Origin of the sequence: Sphingomonas paucimobilis NBRC 13935, from assembly GCF_000739895.2 — a bacterium.
Lineage (GTDB): Bacteria > Pseudomonadota > Alphaproteobacteria > Sphingomonadales > Sphingomonadaceae > Sphingomonas > Sphingomonas paucimobilis.
On record NZ_BBJS01000050.1, the window covers coordinates 1 to 21,618 of the forward strand.

The window sequence follows — 21,618 nt, forward strand, 5'->3', positions numbered from 1 at the left end:
CCACCTCCCCTGCAAGGGGAGGAAGCAGGTCTTCTCAACCCTTCTTCAGGTGACGACGGCCGAGCAGTTCGGCGATCTGCACGGCGTTCAGCGCGGCACCCTTGCGCAGATTGTCCGACACGCACCACAGCGACAGGCCATTGTCGACCGTCGAGTCCTCGCGCACGCGGCTGATGAAGGTCGCATAGTCGCCGACGCATTCGATCGGCGTGACGTATCCGCCGTCCTCGCGCTTGTCGATCAGCATGACGCCGGGGGCCTCGCGCAGGATGTCCTGCGCTTCCTGCGCCGAGATCTCGTCCTCGAACTCGATGTTCAGCGCCTCGGAATGGCCGACGAACACCGGCACGCGGACGCAGGTCGCCGTGACCTTCACCTTGGGATCGAGGATCTTCTTGGTCTCGGCCACCATCTTCCACTCTTCCTTGGTGGAGCCGTCGTCCAGGAAGCTGTCAATGTGCGGGATCACGTTGAACGCGATCTGCTTGGTGAACTTCTTCGGCTCGGCAGGGTCGCCGACGAAGATGTTGCGGCTCTGCTCGAACAGCTCGTCCATGCCCGCCTTGCCCGCGCCCGAGACGGACTGATAGGTTGCGACGACGACACGCTTGATCGTCGCCTTGTCGTGGAGCGGCTTCAGCGCCACCACCATCTGCGCGGTCGAGCAGTTGGGATTTGCGATGATGTTTTTGGCCTTGTAGCCATCGATCGCATCCGGGTTCACTTCCGGCACGATCAGCGGCACGTCCGGGTCCATGCGATAGAGCGACGAATTGTCGATCACGACGCAACCGGCGGCGGCGAATTTGGGGGCATAGACCTTGGTCGCGTCGGATCCGATCGCGAACAGCGCCATGTCCCAGCCGGTCGGATCGAAATGCTCGATATTCTTGATGGTGAGCATCTTGCCGGTCTCACCAAATTCGATCTGGTCGCCCTGGCTGCGCGAGGACGCGACGACCGCGATCTCGTCGATCGGGAATTCCCGCTCCGCCAGAATGTTGATCATTTCCCGGCCGACATTGCCCGTCGCCCCGGCGACCACCACGCGATAACCCATTAAACCCTCCACTCGGAAGCGTGAGCCGGTAGCGTCATTGCGCGGACGCGTCCACCAACTTTGCGAAAAGTGCGCGTTTGGCAAGGGCAAGCGGGGGTTTAGGGGCAAGAGCGTTACCGCTGAACCTCCGTCTTCGCCGGGGTGACAGCGCAGAATCATCCGGCTGTCGCATCAATCGTGGGTGCTCGCTGCCCAGGTGGCATGGACAATGCCGTGAACGGTCTGGAAATGATCGGTGATCCGATCCAGTTCGCCCGCCTCAACGATGGTGCTGGTCAGGGTCGCAGTGACCGTCATTTGGCCTTCGCCCAGTTCCTCGGTTTCGAGTTCGCCGACTGGCAGCCCTGCGCCTTCCAGATGCTCGACCAGCAGGTCGCCGACCGGGCCGGCATTCGCCGCATCGGTCGTCAGGCTGACCGAATAGGTCGCCTCGATATGCCGCCCCTCGACGGGGAAGCGGTTGATCGCGTCGACCAGCGGACGCAGCGCCGTGTTGGCGAGGAGGACGACGATGGTCAGCAGCACGGCCTCGGCCACCATGTCGCTGCCCGCGATCGACCCGACCGCCGCCGAGCACCAAAGGGTCGCGGCGGTGTTCAGCCCGCGGACGTTCATCCCCTCCTTCATGATGACGCCCGCGCCCAGAAAGCCGATGCCGGAGACGACATAGGCGATGATCCGGATCGATTCGACATCGCCGCCCAGCCGCTGGCCGAGATCGACGAACGCCGCCGCGCCGATCGCGACCAGCGCATTGGTGCGAAGCCCGGCGGTGCGCTGACGATACTGCCGCTCCGCCCCGATCACGGTGCCGAGGATGAAGGCGGTCAGATAGCTGATTGCCGTGTCGAGGAACGGCCAGAGGTGGAAGGTCTTCAGAAATGCCATGTGCAGATCCGTAAACCCTCCCCGTTACGGGGAAGTGGCAGCGCGCCAGCGCTGACGGAGAGGGGCGTGCCACAAAGGTCACCCCTCGCGGCACGCCCCCTCCAACATGCTTCGCATGGTCCCCCTCCCCGTACCGGGGAGGATCGGGTTACTTCGTCGGCTTATCCTTCACCGTCCGGTCGAGGAAGTTCAGGATCGTGTGCCACAGATGCTGCGAGACGCCCGGCCCGCCGACCCGGTGGGTCTGGCCGGGATAGAGCATCATCTCGAACGGCGTGTCCGTCTTCTGCATCTCGGCGGCGAAGGCCGTCGCATTGTCGAGGAAGACATTGTCGTCCGCCATGCCGTGGATCAGCATCAACGGATCGCGGATCTTCGCCGCATCCGTAATCGCCTGCGACGTCGCATAGCTTTGCGGATCGGTGCGTGGGTCGCCCAGATAACGCTCGGTATAATGGGTATCGTAAAGCTGCCAGTCGGTCACCGGCGCGCCCGACACGGCGGCGGCATAGACACCCGGCGTCTTCTCCAGCATCTTGATCGACATATAGCCGCCATACGACCAGCCATAGGTCGCGATCTTGTTCGGATCAACGAACGGCAGCGACTTCAGATAGTTCGCGCCCGCCAACTGATCGGCAACCTCGACCGTGCCCATCGCATGATAGATGGCATCCTCGAACGCCTTGCCGCGATTATACGAGCCGCGATTGTCGATCTGGAAGAAGATCCAGCCCTGATCGACCAGATATTGCGGCAGCGCGCCCTGCCAGCCGCGCGTCACCTGCTGGCCGGTGCCGGGGCCGCCATAATGCTGGAAGAAGACGGGGTAGCGCTTGCCGGGCACGAGCTTGGGCGTGATCATTTCCCAATAGAGCGTCGTGCCGTCATCGGCCTTGATCGTACCGAATTTCGTCTCGCGGTGGCTGGCGAGATAAGGCGCATAGGGGTGCCCCGCGACAATCGCATTCTCGTTGATCCAGTTCAGCCGCTTGCCCGTCGTATCGGCCAGATAGATTTGCGTCGGCTGGGTCGGGCTGGAGCGCGACACGATGAAGCGGCTGGCCGAGGAGTCCATCGACGCGCTGTTGGTATAGCCGCGCTCGGTCAGGCGGGTGATGACGTTGGGCTGTGCGATGTCGACGGCATAGAGATGCTGTTCGAGCACATCGTCCTTCAGCCCGGTGAAATAGAGCCGGCCCTTGGCTTCGTCGACGCCGACTAGGCCGGTCACGACCCAGGGCCCCTTGGTCAGCTGCGTCCACTGGCCGTCCGCGAAGCGATAGAGATGGCCATAACCGTCCCGCTCCGACCGCCAGATCAGGCTGCCGTCCTTCATCGGGCGATAGGCGTCGGACAGGTTCAGCCAGCTCCGGTCGCCCGAACGCTCGGTGAACAATAGGGTCGACTTGCCGGTCTTGGGATCGACGCGCAGCATGTCGAGCGTCTTCTGGTCGCGGCTCTCGCGCTGAACCAGCATCGCTGAACCGTCGGGCGTCCAGTCGACCCGGGCCAGATAGATGTCGGGATTGCTGCCGAGATCGACCTTCACCCGCCCCGATCCGTCCGCCTTCATGACGTACAGGTCGACCAGCGCATTGGGCGTGCCCGCCGCCGGATAGCGCTGTTCATAGACCTTGGTCCCTGCGGCCCCGATCGCCGCGCGGACCGCGACCTTGACGGGCGCATCGTCGAACCGCTCGACGGCAATGTAACGCTCGTCGGGGCTCCACCAGTATCCGGTAAAGCGGTGCATTTCCTCCTGCGCGACGAACTCCGCCTCGCCGAAATGGACGGTGCCGCCGCCCTCCTTGGTCAGCGCGCGCGCCTCGCCGCCGGCCAATGGCATGGCCCAGAGATTCTGGTCGCGCACGAAACTGACATAGCCGCCCTTGGGGCTGACGATGGGATTCAGCTCGCCGCCGGGCGTGTTGGTCAGGCGGCGGACCTGCCCGTCCAGCCCGGCAAGGTACAGATCGCCATCGAGCGGCACGAGAATCGACTTGCCATCGGGTGCCCAGTCATAGGCGACGATCCCCTTCGACCCGCCGATGCGCGCCCGCTCACGCTGCATCTTTTCGGCTTCCGACAGTTCGGCGCCCGAGCCGACCTTCTTGGAGTCGACCAGCATCCGCTCCTCGCCGGTGCGCGTGTCACGCGCCCAGAGGTCGAGCCGTTCCTTCTCATCGGCGCGCGGGCGCAGCGAGGTCAGCAGCGTCCCGTCGGGCGACAGGCGCAATCCGCGCGGCTGCGATCCCGACAGGTCGGGGCTGCCGAACACCCGGTCCAGGGTCAGTTCGCCCACCTTCTCATTCCGATCAGCGGCCATGGCCGGCACCCCCAGTCCGAACGTGACCGAGACCCCGACCGAAGCCAGCGCCAGACCCAGCACCCATTTGCGCATCCATAGCACTCCAAACCATCGTTTCGCCGCGTATCCCGGCGCATGGCGCGCGTTATCGCGGGCGTGCCCGCATCCGTAAAGCGGCATCCGCGTCGGTCGGAATGCCGCCCGCCCGAATATTCGTAAACCCGGCGTTAAGGAAAAGCGGATAGGACCAAGGATCGGGAGCAAAAGGGCGGCGTACCTCCCCGGTCGGGGGCGGGAGGTTTATCGGAACGGACATGACGATCACGACGGCATATGACATGCAGCATGACCGACGCGGTGATATCGACGCTATCCTGGCAAGGCTGGGTAGCGCCGGGCATCCGCATGTCCAGGCGCTGCTGCTGCCCCAGGCCCTGCTTCACGACCTGACCGATGCGGTCCATGCGCTGTGTACCGTGCACGGCAATCACCCCAGCATGATCGATTATGCGATGGCGCGCGGCATCCAGATCGAGACGCTGCCCTGGCTGATCCGATCGTCCAACGCCTTTGCCCATGAACGCGCTTTTCTCGCCAACCTGACCTCCGCCGCCGGTCCGTTGCCCTCGACGCCGGGACAGGCGCAGGCCGACACCGCACTCACCCAATTGCGCCATACGCTTGAGATGCTCGCCAATTCCGACCGGCGCGGCTGTGCGACCGGTGCCGTGTCCGCCCTGATCCTCGACTGGCGGATGATCCGCCAACTGCTCGACCATGCCGCCCGCCGCTTCGGCATCGAATCGCCCCCCGGCCTGATGCCGGAGCCCTTGGGGCGCGAGGTAGATGGCGACGATCCCGCCATGGGCATCGCCCGCGCACGCGGCTTCGGCGCCACCCAATTGCTCACCCAGCATCGCGGCCTTTGGGAATTGCTCGAAGCCCGCGCGAGCGCGCGTCGGGGATAGGGGCATGGCGGCGCGTACCCTCCACCGGGCGTACGCAACACTCCGTTTACCGACCTGCCACGGCGTTAACCATATCGGGCAGGTCCAGGTTAATCCTGCGAAAGCAGCATGGTGACCATGAAAGGCATCGTTCCCCCCGTAACTTTGTCGCTCTGCGCAGTAGCGATCGCATCGCCCGCCCCTGCCCGCTCGCTGCTCGACTATGTCGGGCAGTGCGTGCCCTTTGCCCGCCAGGCCTCCGGCATCGCGATCTATGGCGATGCCTGGACCTGGTGGAGCCAGGCAGAGGGCAAATATCCGCGCGGACATGCCCCCCGCGTCGGCGCGGTCGTCGTCTTCGCCAAGACCAGCCGCCTGCCGCTGGGCCATGTCGCGGTGGTCAGCCGCGTCGTCGAGGACCGGGTGCTGATGCTCACCCACGCCAATTGGTCTATCCAGAATGGCGAGCGCGGACATGCCGAACAGGACGTCACGCTGTTCGACGTGTCGCCCAACAATGACTGGAGCAGCGTGCGCGTCTGGTTCCGCGACTCGGACGGGCTGGGCAGCTCGACCTATCCGCTCTACGGCTTCATCTATGGCAAGGGCCGCACCGCGCCCGAGTTGACCAGCGAGAGGCCCGATTATGTCGGCGCGCTGATCGACGCCTATGTCGCGCGCTGATTGCCGTCCTGCCCGATAAGGCATAGGCTGTCGCCTATTCTTTGGGAGGAGAGTGGCGATGCTGTTGCTCGTTGCGTTACTGACCTTGTCGTCCATCGGTGAAGACGTGCCGAACACCATGCCAACCCATGGTCAGCCCCTAGCGCGCTGCGTGCCGCATGGCGACCGGGTGGCCAGCCCCGCCGCCACGGACAAAGCCGGCCCCCGCAAGCTTAACGAAATGCCCGCCGCCGAGCCGCATCTAGCGGTATGGCGCAGCGTTGATGGCTGCCCGGTTCCCGCCAAGGTTCGAACAGAGGTCGCGCCCCGCCGCTGACCCTACACGCCGGCGGCGTGATGCATGACGCCGCCGGTCATCGGCTCGGGCGCGCCGGTCGTGCCCGGAAAGCTGATCGGCAGGTCGCGCAACCGGCGCACCGCCATATAGGCGAAGCCCTGCGCCTCCAGCGCGTCGCCGTTCCAACCGAGCGTGTCGGTCGACTCGGGGGTCAGACCCGTCTCGGCGGCGATCATCGCCAGCATCGTGGCATTGTGCCGCCCGCCGCCCGCGACCAGCAAGCGACGCGGCCGCTCCGGCAGATGGTCCAGCGCACGCGCCACCGTCCGCGCGGTGAATGCGGTCAGCGTCGCGGCTCCATCCGCCGGTAACAGGCCCCGCGCCGGCTGAATGGTGAAATCATTGCGGTCGAGCGACTTGGGCGGCGCCAAGTCGAACCAGTCATTGTCCATCATCGTGTCGAGCACGGTCGGCTCGACCCGCCCCGCCGCCGCCAGCGCGCCGTTCGCATCGAAACGCTGACCCGACTCGGCCTCCATCCAATGATCGATCAGCCCGTTCGCCGGTCCGGTATCGAAGGCGACCAGCGATCCGTCACGCCCGATCCAGGTGATATTGGCGACACCGCCCAGGTTCAAGATGGCAACCGGCCTCTCCAGCCCGCCGGCTAGTGCAGCATGATAGACCGGGATCAGCGGCGCGCCCTGCCCGCCCGCCGTGACATCGGCGGATCGGAAATCGCCCACGACCGTGATCCCGGTCGCATCCGCCAGCGCCTGGCCATCGCCGATCTGCCAAGTCCAGCCGCGATCGGGGCGGTGCGCCACCGTCTGGCCATGAAAGCCGATCACATCGACCGCATCGGCGGCGAGCCCGGCATCGCGCAACAGCTTCTGCACGACCATCGCATGGGTACGCACGATCAGCTCGCTGGCCGCCACGATCGGCGGACTGGCGCGCGGCCGCTCGAAGGTCAGCGCCAGCGCGGTCGCCTCGGCCAGTTCGGCGCGCGCGGCGTCGGAATAGGGCTCGCTTCGAAAGGCCAGCGCCCGGACTTGCGCCTCGCCATCGGTCTCGATCAGCGCGGCATCCACGCCGTCGAGCGAGGTCCCCGACATCAATCCGATCGCCAGCATCACGCCTAACCCTTATTAAGTTTCGCCCCTCATGCCGGGATCGTGGCGGCCTGTCGACCACATGGCGCAAGCGCATCTGGAAAAGCGGTCCGATTTGGACTATGTGCGCGCGCATCCCATGGCAACCAAACTCCCCACTCCGCCGCGCGTCGGCATGGTCTCGCTCGGCTGTCCCAAGAATCTGGTCGACAGCGAACGCATCCTGACCCAGCTCCGCGCCGATGGCTATCAGATGTCGCCCGACTATGCCGGCGCGGACGTCGTGCTGGTCAACACCTGCGGCTTTCTCGACTCCGCCAAGGAGGAAAGCCTGGAAGCGATCGGCGAGGCGATCAAGGAGAACGGTCGCGTCATCGTCACGGGGTGCATGGGCAAGGAAGCCGAGGCGATCCGCACCCGCTTCCCGGACGTGCTCGCCATCACCGGCGCGCATGAATATGAGCAGGTGGTGGAGGCGGTCCACGCCGCCGCGCCCGCGAACCTGTCGCCCTATATCGACCTGATCCCGGACGCCGGGCTGAAGCTGACGCCGCGTCACTACAGCTATCTGAAGATTTCGGAAGGCTGCAACCATCGGTGCAGCTTCTGCATCATCCCGTCGCTGCGCGGCGATCTGGTCAGCCGCCGCCCCGACGCTATCCTGCGCGAGGCGGAGAAGCTGGTCGCGGCGGGCACGCGCGAGCTGCTGGTCATCAGCCAGGACACCTCGGCCTATGGCATCGACATCCGCAAGGAACCGCGGATGTGGAAGGGGCAGGAGGTCGTGCCGCACATGACCGACCTCGCCCGCGAACTCGGCAAGATCGCACCCTGGGTGCGGCTCCATTATGTCTATCCCTATCCGCATGTGGATCAGGTGATCCCGCTGATGGCGGAAGGACTGGTGCTGCCCTATCTGGACATCCCGTTCCAGCACGCCGCGCCCTCGGTCCTGCGCCGCATGAAGCGCCCCGGCAACGACGCCAAGGTGCTGCAGCGCATCCATCAGTGGCGCGACATCTGCCCCGACATCGCGATCCGCTCGACCTTCGTCGTCGGCTTCCCCGGCGAGACGGAGGAGGATTTCGAGTATCTCCTCGACTGGCTGGACGAAGCCCAGCTCGACCGGGTCGGCGCCTTCCGCTTCGAGCCCGTCGAGGGTGCCGCCGCCAATGCGCTTCCCGATCACGTCCCCGAAGAGGTGAAGGAAGAGCGTTACGCGCGGATCATGGAAAAGACCGCCGCCATCTCCGCCGCCAAGCTCGCCGCCAAGGTCGGGTGCACCCTGCCCGTCATCATCGACGCGGTGGACGAGGAAGGCGGTGCTACCGGCCGTAGCCAGGCCGACGCTCCCGAGATCGACGGCGAGGTCTTCCTGCGCGATGCCGGCCATCTGTCGGTCGGCGACATCGTGAAAGTCGAAATCGAGGATGCCGACGAGCACGACCTGTACGGCGTCCCCGTCACAGGAAACGCATAAGCATCATCACCAGTCCGGCCATCGACACCAGATAGGCCAGCGACCGCACATAGCGGACGCCAAAGATGTACAGCGGCACATAGGCGACCCGCGCGAGGAACCACACCCAAGCGCCGGTCGCCGCGATGCCGCCGCTTTGCCCCGTCACCGCGAGGCCGAGCGCGAGAGCGATGAACACGGGCCAGGTCTCGCGAAAATTAGCCGATGCCCGCTCGGCACGGCCGGCATAGCGCCCCAATGGCGCAGGCGTTCCATCGCGCGGTCCTGCATTCCAGCCAATGCCCCGGTCCAGCGTCGCCATTTGCGATTGCAGCGCGATATGGACGAACAGCAGGATGATCGACCAGCCGAGAATGGTCAGTTCGGTCGTCATTTGCCCTTACCCCTTACACCACCCCGGCGAAGGCCGGATCCCATGCCATACCTCTTCCAACGCAAAGCATCGCGACTGGACCCCGGACTCCGCCGGGGTGGTAAAGAAATTCACCCCCACCCCGGTTCAGCCTGAGCGCAGTCGAAGGCCAAGGGAAACCCCGTCCACGTAACCCCGGATCACGCGTGGCGAATGTGCTAGCATGGCCTTCGACTGCGCTCAGGCTAAACGTAGGTAGGGGTAATTTTGCAAAAGCCATTCAGGCGGAGCCCACGCTCCACACCCCGTTGCACCGCCCCCGCAAACCTGCTTCCTTGGCGCGCATGAGATACCCCCATTTGCTGGCGGCGATCGCGTTCATCGCCCCCGCCCCGCTGCTCGCCCAGGCGCTCACCACGGCCGAAACCCAGAAGATCGATGCGCTGGTGACGAAGACGCTGGCCGATACCGGCGTCCCTTCCGCCTCGATCGCGGTCGTGCGCGGGGGCAAGACCGTGCTCGCCAAGGCCTATGGCAAGCAATTCGAGGGGCAGAAAGGACCCGCCGATCCGACCCTGCCCTATCAGATCGCCTCGGTGTCGAAGCAGTTCACGGCGACCGCTGTCCAATTGCTGGCGGACGAGGGCAAGCTGTCGCTCGACGACACGGTCGGCAAGTATATCCCCGGCATCACGGGTGGCAACACGATCACCATCCGCCAGTTGCTCAGCCACACCTCGGGCCTGCGCGACTATTGGCCGCAGGATTACAGCTTCAAGGCGATGGCGACCCCGACCACGCCGCAAGGCATTGTCGACCGCTGGGCCAAGGCGCCGCTCGATTTCCAGCCCGGTACCCAGTGGCAATATTCCAACACCGGCTATGTCGTCGCCGGCATGATCGTCGAGAAGGTCTCGGGTGAGCCGCTGCTTCAGTTCCTCCAGACCCGCGTCTTCCGCCCGCTCGGCATCCGCGCTCTGGACCAGGACAAGGCGATCGGCCCCGGTTTCCCGCAGGGCTATCTGCGCCACGCGCTCGGCCCCGTGCGGGTCGAGACGCCGGCCGCGCCCGGCTGGCTCTATGCGGCGGGCGAGTTGTCCATGTCGCCGCAGGATCTGGCGAAGTGGGACATTGCCCGGATGAACCGCACGCTGCTGCCGGCCAAGGACTGGGCGGAGCAGGAAACGCCGGTCAAGCTGGCCGACGGCTCCAGCACCAATTACGGGCTGGGCGTCGGCATCGGTGTGACCGATGGTCGCCGGATCGTCGAACATAGCGGTGAGGCGGTGGGCTTCCTGACCGAGAATATCGTGTACCCCGAGGACAAGGCGGCGATCGTCGTCGCGGTCAATGCCTGGTTCGCCGACGCGCAAGGCCGGATCGCCAAGGGCATCGCCGATGTCATCCTCCCCCAGCCACAGACGAACAATGCCGACGCCGCCGCGCTCGATCGGACGAAGCAGGTCTATGGCCAGTTGCAGACCGGCCGACTCGACCGCTCGCTGCTGACCGAGGATGCGGCCTATTATTTCACGCCATCGACGCTCGCCGACTATCAGTCGAGCCTGTCGCCGCTGGGCAGCCCGACCAAGATCGAGCAGGTCGGCAAGACCCGGCTGCGCGGTGGCTTCGTCAACCGCGCCTACCGCGTGACCTATCCGAGCCGCAGCCTGCGGATCAGCACCTATGCCGAGCCCGGTGCGCAGGGCCGCATCGAACAATTTCTGGTGAGCCCCGTCGAATGACCGACTTCGCCCCCCTGCTTCAGCCCGATCGCGGTCAGGCCGCCCAGACGATCACCCTCCTGTCCGCCGACGGCTTTGCCGGCTGGCTGAGCCAGCAACCCGCCACCACCCGCATACTGGCGACGGCGCAGCGCTTCTCAGCCAAAGCCGATACCCATCTGCTGGTGCCGCATGGCGATGGCGTCGCTGTCGTCGCGGGCGTGACCGATCCCGCCTCGCCCTGGGCGCTGGCCAAGCTGGCCGAGACCCTGCCCGAAGGCACCTATCGCCTCGACGAGGCGGAGGTCGGTGCCAACGCGTTGGGCTGGCTGCTCGGCCAGTATCGCTTCACCCGCTATCGCAGGGGCGAGGCCGCTGGCGACCGCGTGCTGTTGACCGGTGACGTCGCGCACCGGGAGGAGGTCATCCGGATCGCCACCGCCACCGCGCTGGTCCGCGATCTGGTCAATACCGGCGCGGGCGATCTCGGCCCGGCGGAACTGGAAGCGGAAGCGGAAGCGCTCGCCCGTCTCCATCATGCGCAGATCACGGTGACAGCGGGCGATACGCTGGCACGGGACTATCCGATGATCCACGCGGTCGGCCAGGCCGCCACGCGCGAGCGCGCGCCCCGGTTGATCGAGTTGATATGGGGCGATCCTGCCCATCCGCGCATCGCGATCGTCGGCAAGGGCGTGTGCTTCGACACCGGCGGGCTCGATATCAAGCCGTCCGCCGGCATGCGGCTGATGAAGAAGGATATGGGCGGCGCGGCGCATGCGCTGGCACTCGCGGGGTTGGTGATGGCGGCAAAGCTGCCGGTGCGGCTCCACCTGTTGATCCCGGCGGTCGAGAATGCGGTATCGGGTGCGTCCTTCCGCCCCGGCGACGTGCTGCGGACGCGCAAGGGCCTGACCGTCGAGAACACCAATACCGATGCCGAGGGTCGCCTGATCCTGGGCGATGCGCTGACCCGGGCGGGTGAGGAGAAGCCGGAGTTGATCCTCGACTTCGCCACGCTGACCGGCGCGGCGCGCGTGGCGTTGGGTCCGGACCTTCCACCGCTGTTCACCGACGATGAACGGCTTGCCACCGATCTGCTCGCGGCGGCGGCGAAAGAGGACGACCCCGTATGGCGCCTGCCGCTCTGGGACGCCTATGACGAGATGCTGAAATCGGACATTGCCGACATGGTCAACGCGCCCGATGGCGGCTTTGCGGGGGCGATCACCGCCGCGCTGTTCCTGCGCCGATTCGTGCCGAAGGACACGGCCTGGGCGCATCTCGACGTGTTCGCCTGGCGGCCGTCGCGCAAGCCGGGGCGTCCCAAGGGAGGCGATGCTTATGCCCTGCGCGCGGCGTATCGGATGTTGAAGGAGCGGTATTCGGGGGCCTGAGGCGCGGTCGGGGCGTGGCCTTCGACTACGCTCAGGCTGAACGGGGGTTGGGTTTCAATCCAAACAGCCGTTCACGCTGAGCGGAGTCGAAGGGCACGCTCCGCCCTCACCCCGAAATCACAACCGCGCCGCCGCCTCGATGATCGGCACGAATTTGGCCGCCGTCAGGCTCGCCCCGCCGACCAGCGCGCCATCGACATTCTCAACCGCGAGTAGCGTCGCGGCATTGTCGCCCGTCACCGAGCCGCCATAGAGGATACGCACCTCATCCGCCGCATCGCCGATCAGCATCCGCAGCTTGGCACGCGCAATAGCGTGGATGCTCGCGATCTCCTCAACGGTCGGGGTCTGGCCGGTGCCGATCGCCCAGCGCGGTTCATAGGCCAGCGTGAACCAGCTGCCATCGGCATTGTCGGGCACCGACTTCTCGATCTGCGCCTGCACCACCCGCTCGGCGCGGCCCGCATTGCGCTCTGCCTCGGTTTCGCCGCAGCACAGGATGACCTGCAGCCCGTTGCGATGCGCCGCCGCCGCCTTGGCCCAGGCGTCCTGGCTGGTCTCGCCCTGATCGGCGCGACGCTCGGAATGGCCGACGATGGTGAAGCGCGCGCCCGCCTCCTTCACCATCCCCGCCGAGACGCAGCCGGTATGGGCCCCCGAGTCGCGCTCATGCACATCCTCCGCGCCGATCGACAGGCTCGGCACCCGCTCGGCCGCCGGCGCGATCAAGGTAAAGGGGACCGCCATCGCCACGTCGATGCCCGGTGCCGCCTGAGCCGCCGCCGCGACGGCGTCCAGCTCGGCCAGTGCCGCGCGGGAACCGTTCATCTTCCAATTGCCCGCCACCAGTTTGCGCCGTGCCATTTCAGGGGCTCCCATAAGTCGACTGTTATACGCGTTCAACATCGATAGCGGATCGCGCGCGCGGCACAAGCTTGATGCGGGCGCGCCGTCCCCCTAAAGCACGTGCGTTTTTATCCTTTGCCGATCGGTCGTCCATGCTCAGCTTCTTCCGCCGGATCATCAATTCCAAGGCCGGCGTCATCGTGACCTTCATCGTGCTGGGCGTCATCGCGATCGCCTTTGCCGCCGGTGACGTGTCCAATATCGCGGGGATGGCCGGCGGCCTGACCGGCTCGACCGTGGCGAAGGTCGGCAGCGCGAAGGTGACCGTCGACGACCTCCGCACCGCCGCGCAGAACGAGGTCGCCGCCTATCGCCAGGAACAGCCGACCCTCGACATGGCGCAGTTCATCGCCGCCGGCGGGTTCGAGGGCGTGTTGCAGCGCGAAGTGACCGGCCTGTCGCTCGAACAGTTTGGCAAGGACCAGGGCATGGTCGTCTCCCGCCGACTGGTCGATGGTCAGATCGCCTCGATTCCGGCGTTCCGCGGCCCCAATGGCCAGTTCGACCCGGCGCTCTATCAACAGCTTCTGGCGCAACGGAAGATGACCGACGCGCAGGTCCGCACGGACCTGCAGCGCACGCTGTTCGCACAGCAGCTGACCGTGCCGACCATCGGTGCCACGCAGATGGCGAGCCAGATGGCGCTGCCTTACGCCTCGCTGCTGCTCGAAAAGCGGCAGGGCGAGGTCGGCTATATCCCGACCCGTCTGGTCAATGCCGGCGGCGCACCGAGCGATGCGGATATCCAGACCTTCTACAGCCGCAACGTCCAGCGCTATACCCTGCCCGAGCGTCGCGTCGTGCGTTATGCGCTGGTCACGCCGTCGGCGATCGCGGCTCAGTCCGCGCCGACCGACGCCGAGATCGCTCGCTATTATCAGACCAACGCCGCACGTTACGCCGCGACCCAGAAGCGCGACGTGACCCAGGTGATCGTCGCCGATCAGGCGGGCGCCAATGCGCTGGCCACCCGTGCCAAGGGTGGTGCGAGCCTGGCCGAGGCGGCACGCGCTGCCGGGCTGGAGGCCTCCGTTCAGAAGGGGGTCGACAAGGCGACCTATGCGACGCAGAGCGCCCCGGCCGTCGCCGATGCGGTGTTCGGCGCGGCGCAGGGCGCGGTCGTCGGCCCGATCCGGGGTCCGCTCGGCTTCGTCGTCGCGCGTGTCGATGCAGTGACCCAGGTTCCGGGCAAGACGCTGGCGCAGGCCCGCCCCGAAATCGTGACCGAACTGACCAAGCAGAAGCAGACCGCCGCGCTTGGTGAGATGCGTAATGCGATCGAGGATTCGCTGTCGGGCAATGCGACCTTCGATGAGGTCATCGCCGATCGCAAGCTTCAGGCGCAGGCCACTCCGGCCGTGACCGCGCAAGGTGCTGCCCCCGATGCGCCCGCCTTCCAACCCTCGGCCGAACAGCGCGCGATGATCACCGCCGCCTTCACCGCCGAAGACGGCGACGCGCCGCAGATCGTACCGATCGGCCAGGATGGCGGCTTTGCCGTTGTCGGCGTCGGCCAGATCCAGCGTTCCGCACCGCGCCCGCTGGCGCAGGTCCGCCAGCAGGTGATCGCCGACCTGACCGCCGACCGTGCCCGCGCCGCTGCGCGCAAGCTGGCCAATGCCGTGCTCGCCAAGGTGAACAAGGGCATGCCGATGGCGCAGGCGCTGAAGGAAACCGGGCTGGCGGTGCCGCCGGTCCGCCCGATCGCCGCGTCGCGTCGCGATCTGGCCGCCGCGCAGAACACGCCCGCCGCCGCCCCGCTCGCGCTGCTGTTCTCGATGCCGCAGAACAAGGCCAAGACTCTGGAGGCTCCGGCCAATGAGGGTTGGTACATCATCCGCGTGACGAAAATCGATGCGGGCAATGCCACGGGCAACGCCGCCGCGATCCAGGCCGCACGCCAGGATATCGGTCGCCTGATCGGCCGCGAATATGTCTCGCAATTCGCCCGCGCGGTACGCGACACGGTCGGCGTCAAGACCGATCCCAAGGCGGTCGCCAAGGTCCGCGCCGAGCTGCTGAACAATGGTGGTTCCGATAACTGAGCATAATGCCTCCGACGCCGTCAGCCGGCTGGCCGGCAGTCGTCCTGCGCTGATCTGGCGTAGGCAGATCGCCGACACCGAAACGCCGGTCGCCGCCGCGCTGAAGCTGATCGAGCCGGGCCGCGGCGACTTCCTGCTCGAATCGGTCGAGGGCGGCGCGACGCGCGGGCGCTACAGCCTGATCGGCCTCGCCCCCGATCTGGTCTTCCGTGCGCATGGCCATGACGCGGCGATCAACCGCCACTGGGCGAGCGATCGCGACGCCTTCACGCCCTGCACCGCGCCGACGCTGGAGGCGCTGCGCCAGCTCGTCGCGGAATGCCGCGCCGATGTGCCGGAGGGGCTGCCCTCGGCGCTGGCCTGCCTGGTCGGCTATTTCGGCTATGAGACGGTCGGCCTGGTCGAGACGCTGCCTCAGCCGGCCGCCGATCCGCTTGGCCTGCCCGACATGATCTTCGTCCGGCCGACGGTGATCCTGGTGTTCGACCGGCTGGCCGACGCGCTTTATCTGGTCGCGCCGGTCTGGCCCGGTTCGGGCATCGATCCCGCTCGCGCGGTCGCCGAAGCGCAGGATCGGCTGGACGCGACCGCCGCGCGGCTGGCCTCGACGCCCCTGCCGGCGCCGGTGCGCGCGGAACTGCCCGAACCCGCCTACACCCCCGCCCTGCCCGCCGGGCGCTATGCCGAGATGGTGGCCCGAGCGAAGGACTATATCGTCGCGGGCGACATCTTTCAGGTCGTTCTGGCACAGCGTTTTTCCGCGCCCTTCGCCCTGCCGCCGTTCGAACTCTATCGCAGCCTGCGCCGGATCAACCCGTCACCCTTCCTCTATCATCTCGACCTGCCCGGCTTTTCGCTGATCGGATCGAGCCCCGAAATCCTGGTGCGGGTGCGCGATGGCGAAGTGACGATCCGGCCGATCGCGGGCACGCGTCCGCGCGGGAAGACCGGTGCCGAGGATGTGGCCAATCGCGACAGCCTGCTCGCCGACCCGAAGGAGCGTGCCGAGCATCTGATGCTGCTCGATCTCGGCCGCAACGATGTCGGCCGCGCAGCCCAGGCGGGCAGCGTGCGGGTGACCGACAGCTATACGGTCGAATTCTACAGTCATGTGATGCACATCGTCTCCAACGTCGTCGGCCGTCTGGCGGACGACAAGGATGCGCTCGATGCCCTGTTCGCCGGATTTCCCGCCGGTACGGTCAGCGGCGCGCCCAAGGTCCGCGCCTGCCAGATCATCGCCGAACTGGAGCCCGAACGGCGCGGCGCCTATGCCGGCGGCGTCGGCTATTTCTCGCCCGACGGGTCGATGGACTCGTGCATCGTGCTGCGTACCGCCGTGGTCAAGGATGGCACCATCCATGTCCAGGCGGGTGCGGGCATCGTCGCGGATAGCGATCCGGCCTATGAGCAGCGGGAATGCGAGGCGAAGGCCGGTGCGATGCTGGCCGCGGCAAAGGATGCGGTCGCGCGAGCGGACGAAGGAAATTTCGGGCAGTAGGGCGCGGCGTCGACAAGCCTTCAGGCGGGCGGGACTACCTGCCGCATAAATCTGCCGAGATTTGGGTCGTAACCAGTACCCGTGGAGGCGGGGGCCTTAGTTTTCCAGTACGCCTCGATTATTCAAAAGCTTGCCGTTTCACCGCAGCGGCTTGGAAACTGGGCCCCCGCTTTCGCGGGGGTGCGGCATAATGGGCGGGTGTTGGCTCAAAGCCAGCCGATCAATCCCCGTCGGCGGCCGGCGGCGTGGCCTCGGCCTGCCGCGCCCGACGCTCGGCGCGATATTGCTGGTTCCACAACATGCTGCAGCCGCTCTGACCACCGGTGCCCACCGGCGAGCAGGTATCGGGGATTCCGCCGGCCACCCGCCCGACCTGGTCCATGGTCGCCGCGCGATTGACCCAGCTCTGGTTCTGGGCGGGGATCGGCCGATCGTCGCGCAACGCCTTGGGAATGCGATAGGGCTCGTCGTCACGGCCGCAGACCACGACCTCTTCCGCCGTGCTCTCGGGGCATTTCTGATCGCCGGTCAGCGTCACGTTGCGCACGCGCTTGGGCGGCTGTCCGGTGGCGGCCTGCTGATCCTGCGGTGCCGCCTGGGCTAAGGCGCTCCCCGAGGACAAGAGCAGGGCGGCAATCAGGGCGGCTCGAACCATGGCGACGGGACTCCTTTGATATCCTAACGTCAGACACGGCGCATGGCTCCATGCTGAACGATCTGTCCAGACGACCGCATTCGGGCGAAATTACGGCCACACTCACCATAAGGGAAAGCGGGGCGTTGCACCGCCCGCACGATCGTCTATGGCAGTCCCATGATCCTGGTCGTCGACAATTACGACAGCTTCACCTGGAACCTCGTCCATTATCTTCAGGAATTGGGCAGCGAGGTGGAGGTCGTCCGCAATGATGCGATCTCGGCGGGCCAAGCGCTTTCGTCGGGTGCGCAGGCTTTCCTCATTTCCCCCGGCCCCTGCACGCCGACCGAGGCGGGCGTCAGCCTGGACCTGGTCGCCGCCGCCGCTGAGGCCGGCCGGCCTTTGCTGGGCGTATGCCTGGGCCATCAGGCGATCGGCCAGCATTTCGGTGGCCTGGTCGAGCGCGGCGGGCTGATGCATGGCAAGACCTCGCCGGTGCTGCACGACGGAACGGGGCTATTCCATGGCCTCCCCTCGCCCTTCACCGCAACGCGCTATCACTCGCTGATCGTCAACGACGTGCCCGACGACTTGGTCGTCAACGCGCGCGCGGAGGACGGGACGGTGATGGGCTTCCGTCACAAGACCCTGCCGATCCACGGCGTGCAGTTCCACCCCGAAAGCATCGCCACCGAATATGGCCATGCGATGCTCGCCAATTTCCTGCGCGAGGCCGGCGTGGCGCACGACCTGCCCGAACGGCTGCGTCCCCCGGTCGGACAGGACGCGTGACCACCACCACGCTGCTGCCCGACACGATCAGTCCTTTGTCACGCGAAAGCGCGGCGGCGGCCTTTGCCGATATTCTCGACGGACGGGCCGGTGAGGACGCCATCGCCGCCTTTCTGATCGGTCTGACCGAACGCGGCGAAACCTCGATCGAAATAGCCGAGGCGGCACGCGCAATGCGCCAGCGGGTGATCCCGATCGAGGCGCCGGCCGGCACCATCGATGTCTGCGGCACGGGCGGCGACGGGCATCATACCCTCAACGTCTCCACCGCCGTGTCACTGGTCGTCGCCAGCCTGGGCGTACCGGTCGCCAAGCATGGCAATCGTGCCGCTTCCTCCAAGGCGGGGGCCGCCGACACGCTGGAGGTTCTCGGCCTCGACATGCAGCGCGCGGGCGAAATGGCGCAGGCGAGCCTGACCGATATCGGCATCGCCTTTCTCTTCGCCGCCAACCACCATCCCGCCATGGCGCGGATCACGCCCATTCGGAAGCAGATCGGGCGGCGGACGATCTTCAACCTGATGGGCCCGCTCGCCAATCCCGCGCATGTCGGCCGCCAGTTGATCGGCATCGCCCGCCCCGACTATGCTCCGGTCTATGCCGAAGCGCTGGAGCAACTGGGCGCCGAGGCTGCGCTGGTCGTCTCGGGCGAGGAAGGACTGGACGAATTGTCGGGCGCCGGACCCAGCATCACCGTCTCGGTCGGCCGCGTGACCGCCCCCCGCACCATCACCCCCGAGGATGCCGGGCTTCCCCGTCATCCCATCACCGCCATTCGTGGCGGCGACGCGCGGCACAATGCCGAAGCGCTTCGCCGCCTGCTCGCCGGAGAGCCGGGCGCCTATCGCGACGCCGTTCTCCTCAATGCTGCGGCCGCGCTGCTGGTCGCCGGGCATAGCGCCGATCTGGCCCAGGGGGCCGTGGCCGCCGCCCGCGCGATCGACAGCGGTGCGGCAGCCGCGCTTCTCGATCAATGGATTGCTTACCGATGACGATGCTCGACCGCATCCTGGAAACCAAACGTGCCGATGTCGCCGCGCGCAAGGCGACGATGTCGCATGCCGATCTCGACGCGCGGATCGCGCAGGTTTCCGCCCCGCGTGGCTTCCGCGCTGCGCTCGACGCCAAGACCGGCCATGCCCTGATCGCCGAAGTGAAGAAGGCCAGCCCGTCAAAGGGGCTGATCCGCGCCGATTTCGATCCGCCCGCCCATGCCCGCGCCTATGAGGCAGGGGGTGCCGCCTGTCTGTCGGTCCTGACCGACGAACGCTGGTTCCAGGGGGCGGATGCCTATCTGGAACAGGCGCGCGCGGCGGTGTCGATCCCGGTGCTCCGCAAGGACTTCATGGTCGATCCGTGGCAGGTCCACGAGTCGCGCGCACTGGGTGCCGACGCGATCCTGATCATCGTCGCCGCGCTCGACGATACGCAGATGCAGGAGATCGAGGCGGCCGCGATCGAATGCGGCATGGACGCGCTGGTCGAGGTGCATGACACCGCCGAGATGGAGCGCGCCGCGCGGCTCAAGTCGCGGCTGATCGGGGTGAACAACCGCGATCTGAGGGACTTCTCCGTCGATTTTCAGCGGACCTATGATCTGGTCGATCGCGCCCCCGCCGGCTGCACCTTCGTCGCCGAGAGTGGGCTGACCAGCCGCGCCGATCTTGACGCGATGGCCGAGCATGGCATCCACTGTTTCCTGATCGGCGAGGCGCTGATGCGCCAGCATGATGTCGAGGCGGCGACCCGCGCATTGGTCGGATGAGCGGCCTTACCCATCTCGACGAACATGGATCGGCCCGCATGGTCGATGTCGGGGACAAGGTGGTGACCCAGCGTCAGGCCGTAGCGCAGGGGCGCATCACCATGACGTCCGACGCTGTCGCCGCGATTGCCGCCGGGCGGGTGAAGAAGGGCGACGTGCTGGCAGTCGCCCGGGTTGCGGGGATCATGGCCGCCAAGAAGACCAGCGACCTGATCCCGCTCTGCCATCCCCTGCCGCTCAGCAAGGTCGAGATCGAACTCGACCTCGACGATAGCGGCGTCACCGCCACCGCGACCGCCGCCACCGCCGGGCAGACCGGGGTGGAGATGGAGGCGCTGACCGCCGTGTCGGTGACGCTGCTCACCATCTATGACATGGCAAAGGCGTTGGATAAGCGCATGACGGTCGGCGATATTCGCTTGCTGTCGAAGATCGGCGGCAAGTCGGGCGACTGGCACGCCTGACGCCGGAACGCGGGCGGCCCTGGATGCGTCTTTCCCGCCAACAGGAGTGACCGCCATTCTCTTACCCGTCGCCGAAGCGCAGCAGCGCCTGATCGCACTGGCCGCTGATCGCCCCGTTATCGAAGCCCCTTTGCGCGAAGCGGCCGGCCGCTGGGCTGCCGAGGATGTGCTCGCCCGCCGCACCCAGCCGGCCAGCGACTTGTCCGCGATGGACGGCTATGCGATCCGCTTCGCCGACATGCCCGGCCCCTGGACGGTGATCGGTGAGAGCGCCGCGGGGCGGCCTTATTCGGGTCGGGTCGAACAGGGCCAGACCACGCGGATCTTCACCGGCGCCGCCCTACCCCAGGGCACCGACACGGTGTTGGTGCAGGAAGAAGCCGCGCGCGATGAAGCTACGCTGATCCTCGCCGGCGAAGGCCCCGCGCATCGCGGGCGTAATGTCCGGCGAAAGGGACTCGATTTCACCACCGGTGACCGCCTGATCGCCGCCGGGGAGCGGCTGACGCCCGCGCGGATCGCCGTTGCGGCGACCGGCGGCCATGCCACCCTCCCCGTTCGGCCCCGCGTGCGGGTCGCCATCGCCGCGACGGGGGACGAACTCGTCGCCCCGGGCGTGACCGATCCCTCCGCCCTGCCCGAATCCAACGGCGCGATGCTGGCGGCGATGCTCGCCGACCTACCGGTCGACATCATTGATCTGGGCATATTGCCCGATAATTTGGAGCGGCTGCGCGAGGCTTTTGGCCAGGTCGACGCCGATCTGCTGGTCACCACCGGAGGCGCGTCGGTCGGCGATCATGATTTGGTCCAACCCGCGCTCAAGGCTGCGGGTGGCAGCATCGACTTTTGGCGGATCGCGCTTCGCCCCGGCAAACCGATGATGGCGGGGCGCTTGGGCAAAGCCGTCGTACTGGGCCTGCCCGGCAATCCGGTATCCGCCTTCGTCACCGCCATCCTGTTCGTCAAACCGTTGATCGCGCATTTGGCGGGCGCGGCCGATCCCTTTCCCACGCCCATTCCGGCCATGCTCGGTGAAGATCTGCCCGCCAATGGCCCACGGATCGACTATCTGCGCGCCGCGATGATCGACGGCCGCGTCCATGCCGCCGCGATCCAAGACAGCTCTATGCTACTGACCCTGGCCCGTTCGACGTGCCTGATCATCCGCCCACCGCATGCGCCGCCAGCCAGCGCCGGCGACTCGGCGGAAATCCTGATGCTCGCTTGACGCAAGCCTTTCCGTTCCATATAAGTTCCACGTCTGTTCTGG

20 protein-coding genes are annotated in these 21,618 nt (G+C 66.7%); 13 read left to right on the forward strand and 7 right to left on the reverse strand.

The genetic code is table 11. The features are described 5' to 3' along the window. Positions 1 to 34 precede the first annotated feature (34 nt). From SP6_RS15350 to SP6_RS15360, 3 genes are all read right to left on the reverse strand, one after another. Positions 35 to 1,060 carry an aspartate-semialdehyde dehydrogenase gene (locus SP6_RS15350; protein ID WP_007404084.1) on the reverse strand — a complete coding sequence of 342 codons (1,026 nt, stop codon included), beginning with the start codon at positions 1,058 to 1,060 and terminating at the stop codon, positions 35 to 37. A 171-nt stretch (positions 1,061 to 1,231) separates the two neighbouring features. Then, complete coding sequence (locus SP6_RS15355; RefSeq protein ID WP_007404186.1) at positions 1,232 to 1,948, reverse strand: MgtC/SapB family protein; 717 nt, start codon at positions 1,946 to 1,948, stop codon at positions 1,232 to 1,234. A gap of 148 nt (positions 1,949 to 2,096) precedes the next feature. Beyond that, positions 2,097 to 4,352 carry a S9 family peptidase gene (locus SP6_RS15360; protein ID WP_007404115.1) on the reverse strand — a complete coding sequence of 752 codons (2,256 nt, stop codon included), beginning with the start codon at positions 4,350 to 4,352 and terminating at the stop codon, positions 2,097 to 2,099. A 221-nt stretch (positions 4,353 to 4,573) separates the two neighbouring features. On the opposite strand from SP6_RS15360, the gene SP6_RS15365 reads away from it, so the two are divergent. The 3 genes from SP6_RS15365 (at position 4,574) to SP6_RS15375 (ending at position 6,206) form a co-directional block, all read left to right on the forward strand. Next, entirely contained in the window at positions 4,574 to 5,227 is a 654-nt protein-coding gene (locus SP6_RS15365; RefSeq protein WP_007404090.1) for a DUF6975 family protein, read from the forward strand. A 117-nt stretch (positions 5,228 to 5,344) separates the two neighbouring features. Then, positions 5,345 to 5,890 (forward strand): CHAP domain-containing protein, encoded by a 546-nt coding sequence (locus SP6_RS15370; RefSeq protein WP_007404020.1) that lies wholly within the window; start codon positions 5,345 to 5,347, stop codon positions 5,888 to 5,890. Between the two features lie 58 nt (positions 5,891 to 5,948). Beyond that, a complete protein-coding gene (locus SP6_RS15375; RefSeq protein WP_037567968.1) occupies positions 5,949 to 6,206 on the forward strand; it encodes a hypothetical protein in 258 nt (85 codons plus the stop codon). 2 nt (positions 6,207 to 6,208) lie between these two features. Here SP6_RS15375 and SP6_RS15380 read toward each other — a convergent pair whose 3' ends face one another. Beyond that, on the reverse strand, positions 6,209 to 7,303 hold the full coding sequence (locus SP6_RS15380) for an anhydro-N-acetylmuramic acid kinase (RefSeq protein WP_007404026.1): 1,095 nt from the start codon (positions 7,301 to 7,303) through the stop codon (positions 6,209 to 6,211). A gap of 118 nt (positions 7,304 to 7,421) precedes the next feature. Between SP6_RS15380 and rimO the strand changes: the two genes are divergently transcribed. Beyond that, positions 7,422 to 8,762, forward strand: a complete 1,341-nt coding sequence (rimO, locus tag SP6_RS15385; RefSeq protein WP_042469351.1) for a 30S ribosomal protein S12 methylthiotransferase RimO — start codon at positions 7,422 to 7,424, stop codon at positions 8,760 to 8,762. Here the strand turns inward: rimO and SP6_RS15390 are convergent. Beyond that, a complete protein-coding gene (locus SP6_RS15390) occupies positions 8,746 to 9,135 on the reverse strand; it encodes an MAPEG family protein (protein ID WP_007404148.1) in 390 nt (129 codons plus the stop codon). The genes rimO and SP6_RS15390 overlap by 17 nt on opposite strands. A 323-nt stretch (positions 9,136 to 9,458) precedes the next feature. On the opposite strand from SP6_RS15390, the gene SP6_RS15395 reads away from it, so the two are divergent. After that, a complete protein-coding gene (locus SP6_RS15395; RefSeq protein ID WP_037567971.1) occupies positions 9,459 to 10,859 on the forward strand; it encodes a serine hydrolase domain-containing protein in 1,401 nt (466 codons plus the stop codon). After that, on the forward strand, positions 10,856 to 12,235 hold the full coding sequence (locus SP6_RS15400) for a leucyl aminopeptidase family protein (protein WP_007404211.1): 1,380 nt from the start codon (positions 10,856 to 10,858) through the stop codon (positions 12,233 to 12,235). Before SP6_RS15395 ends, SP6_RS15400 begins: the two co-directional genes overlap by 4 nt. A 117-nt stretch (positions 12,236 to 12,352) precedes the next feature. Here SP6_RS15400 and tpiA read toward each other — a convergent pair whose 3' ends face one another. Further along, positions 12,353 to 13,099 carry a triose-phosphate isomerase gene (gene tpiA, locus SP6_RS15405; RefSeq protein ID WP_007404000.1) on the reverse strand — a complete coding sequence of 249 codons (747 nt, stop codon included), beginning with the start codon at positions 13,097 to 13,099 and terminating at the stop codon, positions 12,353 to 12,355. A gap of 134 nt (positions 13,100 to 13,233) precedes the next feature. Between tpiA and SP6_RS15410 the strand changes: the two genes are divergently transcribed. After that, complete coding sequence (locus SP6_RS15410) at positions 13,234 to 15,186, forward strand: peptidylprolyl isomerase (RefSeq protein WP_007404163.1); 1,953 nt, start codon at positions 13,234 to 13,236, stop codon at positions 15,184 to 15,186. Next, on the forward strand, positions 15,167 to 16,687 hold the full coding sequence (gene trpE, locus SP6_RS15415; protein WP_007404205.1) for an anthranilate synthase component I: 1,521 nt from the start codon (positions 15,167 to 15,169) through the stop codon (positions 16,685 to 16,687). Before SP6_RS15410 ends, trpE begins: the two co-directional genes overlap by 20 nt. Positions 16,688 to 16,907: 220 nt before the next feature. Here the strand turns inward: trpE and SP6_RS15420 are convergent, their stop codons facing one another. Further along, on the reverse strand, positions 16,908 to 17,342 hold the full coding sequence (locus tag SP6_RS15420; protein WP_007404051.1) for a hypothetical protein: 435 nt from the start codon (positions 17,340 to 17,342) through the stop codon (positions 16,908 to 16,910). 159 nt (positions 17,343 to 17,501) lie between these two features. On the opposite strand from SP6_RS15420, the gene SP6_RS15425 reads away from it, so the two are divergent. From SP6_RS15425 to SP6_RS15445, 5 genes are read left to right on the forward strand one after another with little or no spacing between them, the layout of a single operon-like run. Further along, complete coding sequence (locus SP6_RS15425) at positions 17,502 to 18,116, forward strand: anthranilate synthase component II (protein WP_007404049.1); 615 nt, start codon at positions 17,502 to 17,504, stop codon at positions 18,114 to 18,116. Then, complete coding sequence (gene trpD, locus SP6_RS15430) at positions 18,113 to 19,108, forward strand: anthranilate phosphoribosyltransferase (protein ID WP_007403976.1); 996 nt, start codon at positions 18,113 to 18,115, stop codon at positions 19,106 to 19,108. The genes SP6_RS15425 and trpD overlap by 4 nt, the downstream gene beginning before the upstream one ends. Continuing rightward, complete coding sequence (gene trpC, locus SP6_RS15435) at positions 19,105 to 19,881, forward strand: indole-3-glycerol phosphate synthase TrpC (RefSeq protein ID WP_007404064.1); 777 nt, start codon at positions 19,105 to 19,107, stop codon at positions 19,879 to 19,881. The genes trpD and trpC overlap by 4 nt, the downstream gene beginning before the upstream one ends. Beyond that, complete coding sequence (gene moaC, locus SP6_RS15440; protein ID WP_007404033.1) at positions 19,878 to 20,345, forward strand: cyclic pyranopterin monophosphate synthase MoaC; 468 nt, start codon at positions 19,878 to 19,880, stop codon at positions 20,343 to 20,345. Before trpC ends, moaC begins: the two co-directional genes overlap by 4 nt. A gap of 46 nt (positions 20,346 to 20,391) precedes the next feature. Next, complete coding sequence (locus tag SP6_RS15445) at positions 20,392 to 21,576, forward strand: molybdopterin molybdotransferase MoeA (RefSeq protein WP_007404099.1); 1,185 nt, start codon at positions 20,392 to 20,394, stop codon at positions 21,574 to 21,576. Positions 21,577 to 21,618 lie beyond the last annotated feature (42 nt).

Coding starts and splice junctions, on each gene's coding strand:
- trpE (WP_007404205.1), top strand. CDS start 15,167: ATGGTGGTTCCGATAACTGAGCATAATGCCTCCGACGCCGTCAGCCGG.
- moaC (WP_007404033.1), top strand. CDS start 19,878: ATGAGCGGCCTTACCCATCTCGACGAACATGGATCGGCCCGCATGGTC.
- SP6_RS15425 (WP_007404049.1), top strand. CDS start 17,502: ATGATCCTGGTCGTCGACAATTACGACAGCTTCACCTGGAACCTCGTC.
- rimO (WP_042469351.1), top strand. CDS start 7,422: ATGGCAACCAAACTCCCCACTCCGCCGCGCGTCGGCATGGTCTCGCTC.
- SP6_RS15420 (WP_007404051.1), bottom strand. CDS start 17,342: ATGGTTCGAGCCGCCCTGATTGCCGCCCTGCTCTTGTCCTCGGGGAGC.
- tpiA (WP_007404000.1), bottom strand. CDS start 13,099: ATGGCACGGCGCAAACTGGTGGCGGGCAATTGGAAGATGAACGGTTCC.
- SP6_RS15355 (WP_007404186.1), bottom strand. CDS start 1,948: ATGGCATTTCTGAAGACCTTCCACCTCTGGCCGTTCCTCGACACGGCA.
- SP6_RS15400 (WP_007404211.1), top strand. CDS start 10,856: ATGACCGACTTCGCCCCCCTGCTTCAGCCCGATCGCGGTCAGGCCGCC.
- SP6_RS15395 (WP_037567971.1), top strand. CDS start 9,459: ATGAGATACCCCCATTTGCTGGCGGCGATCGCGTTCATCGCCCCCGCC.
- SP6_RS15360 (WP_007404115.1), bottom strand. CDS start 4,352: ATGCGCAAATGGGTGCTGGGTCTGGCGCTGGCTTCGGTCGGGGTCTCG.
- SP6_RS15350 (WP_007404084.1), bottom strand. CDS start 1,060: ATGGGTTATCGCGTGGTGGTCGCCGGGGCGACGGGCAATGTCGGCCGG.
- SP6_RS15370 (WP_007404020.1), top strand. CDS start 5,345: ATGAAAGGCATCGTTCCCCCCGTAACTTTGTCGCTCTGCGCAGTAGCG.
- SP6_RS15365 (WP_007404090.1), top strand. CDS start 4,574: ATGACGATCACGACGGCATATGACATGCAGCATGACCGACGCGGTGAT.
- SP6_RS15375 (WP_037567968.1), top strand. CDS start 5,949: ATGCTGTTGCTCGTTGCGTTACTGACCTTGTCGTCCATCGGTGAAGAC.
- SP6_RS15380 (WP_007404026.1), bottom strand. CDS start 7,303: ATGCTGGCGATCGGATTGATGTCGGGGACCTCGCTCGACGGCGTGGAT.
- SP6_RS15410 (WP_007404163.1), top strand. CDS start 13,234: ATGCTCAGCTTCTTCCGCCGGATCATCAATTCCAAGGCCGGCGTCATC.
- trpC (WP_007404064.1), top strand. CDS start 19,105: ATGACGATGCTCGACCGCATCCTGGAAACCAAACGTGCCGATGTCGCC.
- SP6_RS15390 (WP_007404148.1), bottom strand. CDS start 9,135: ATGACGACCGAACTGACCATTCTCGGCTGGTCGATCATCCTGCTGTTC.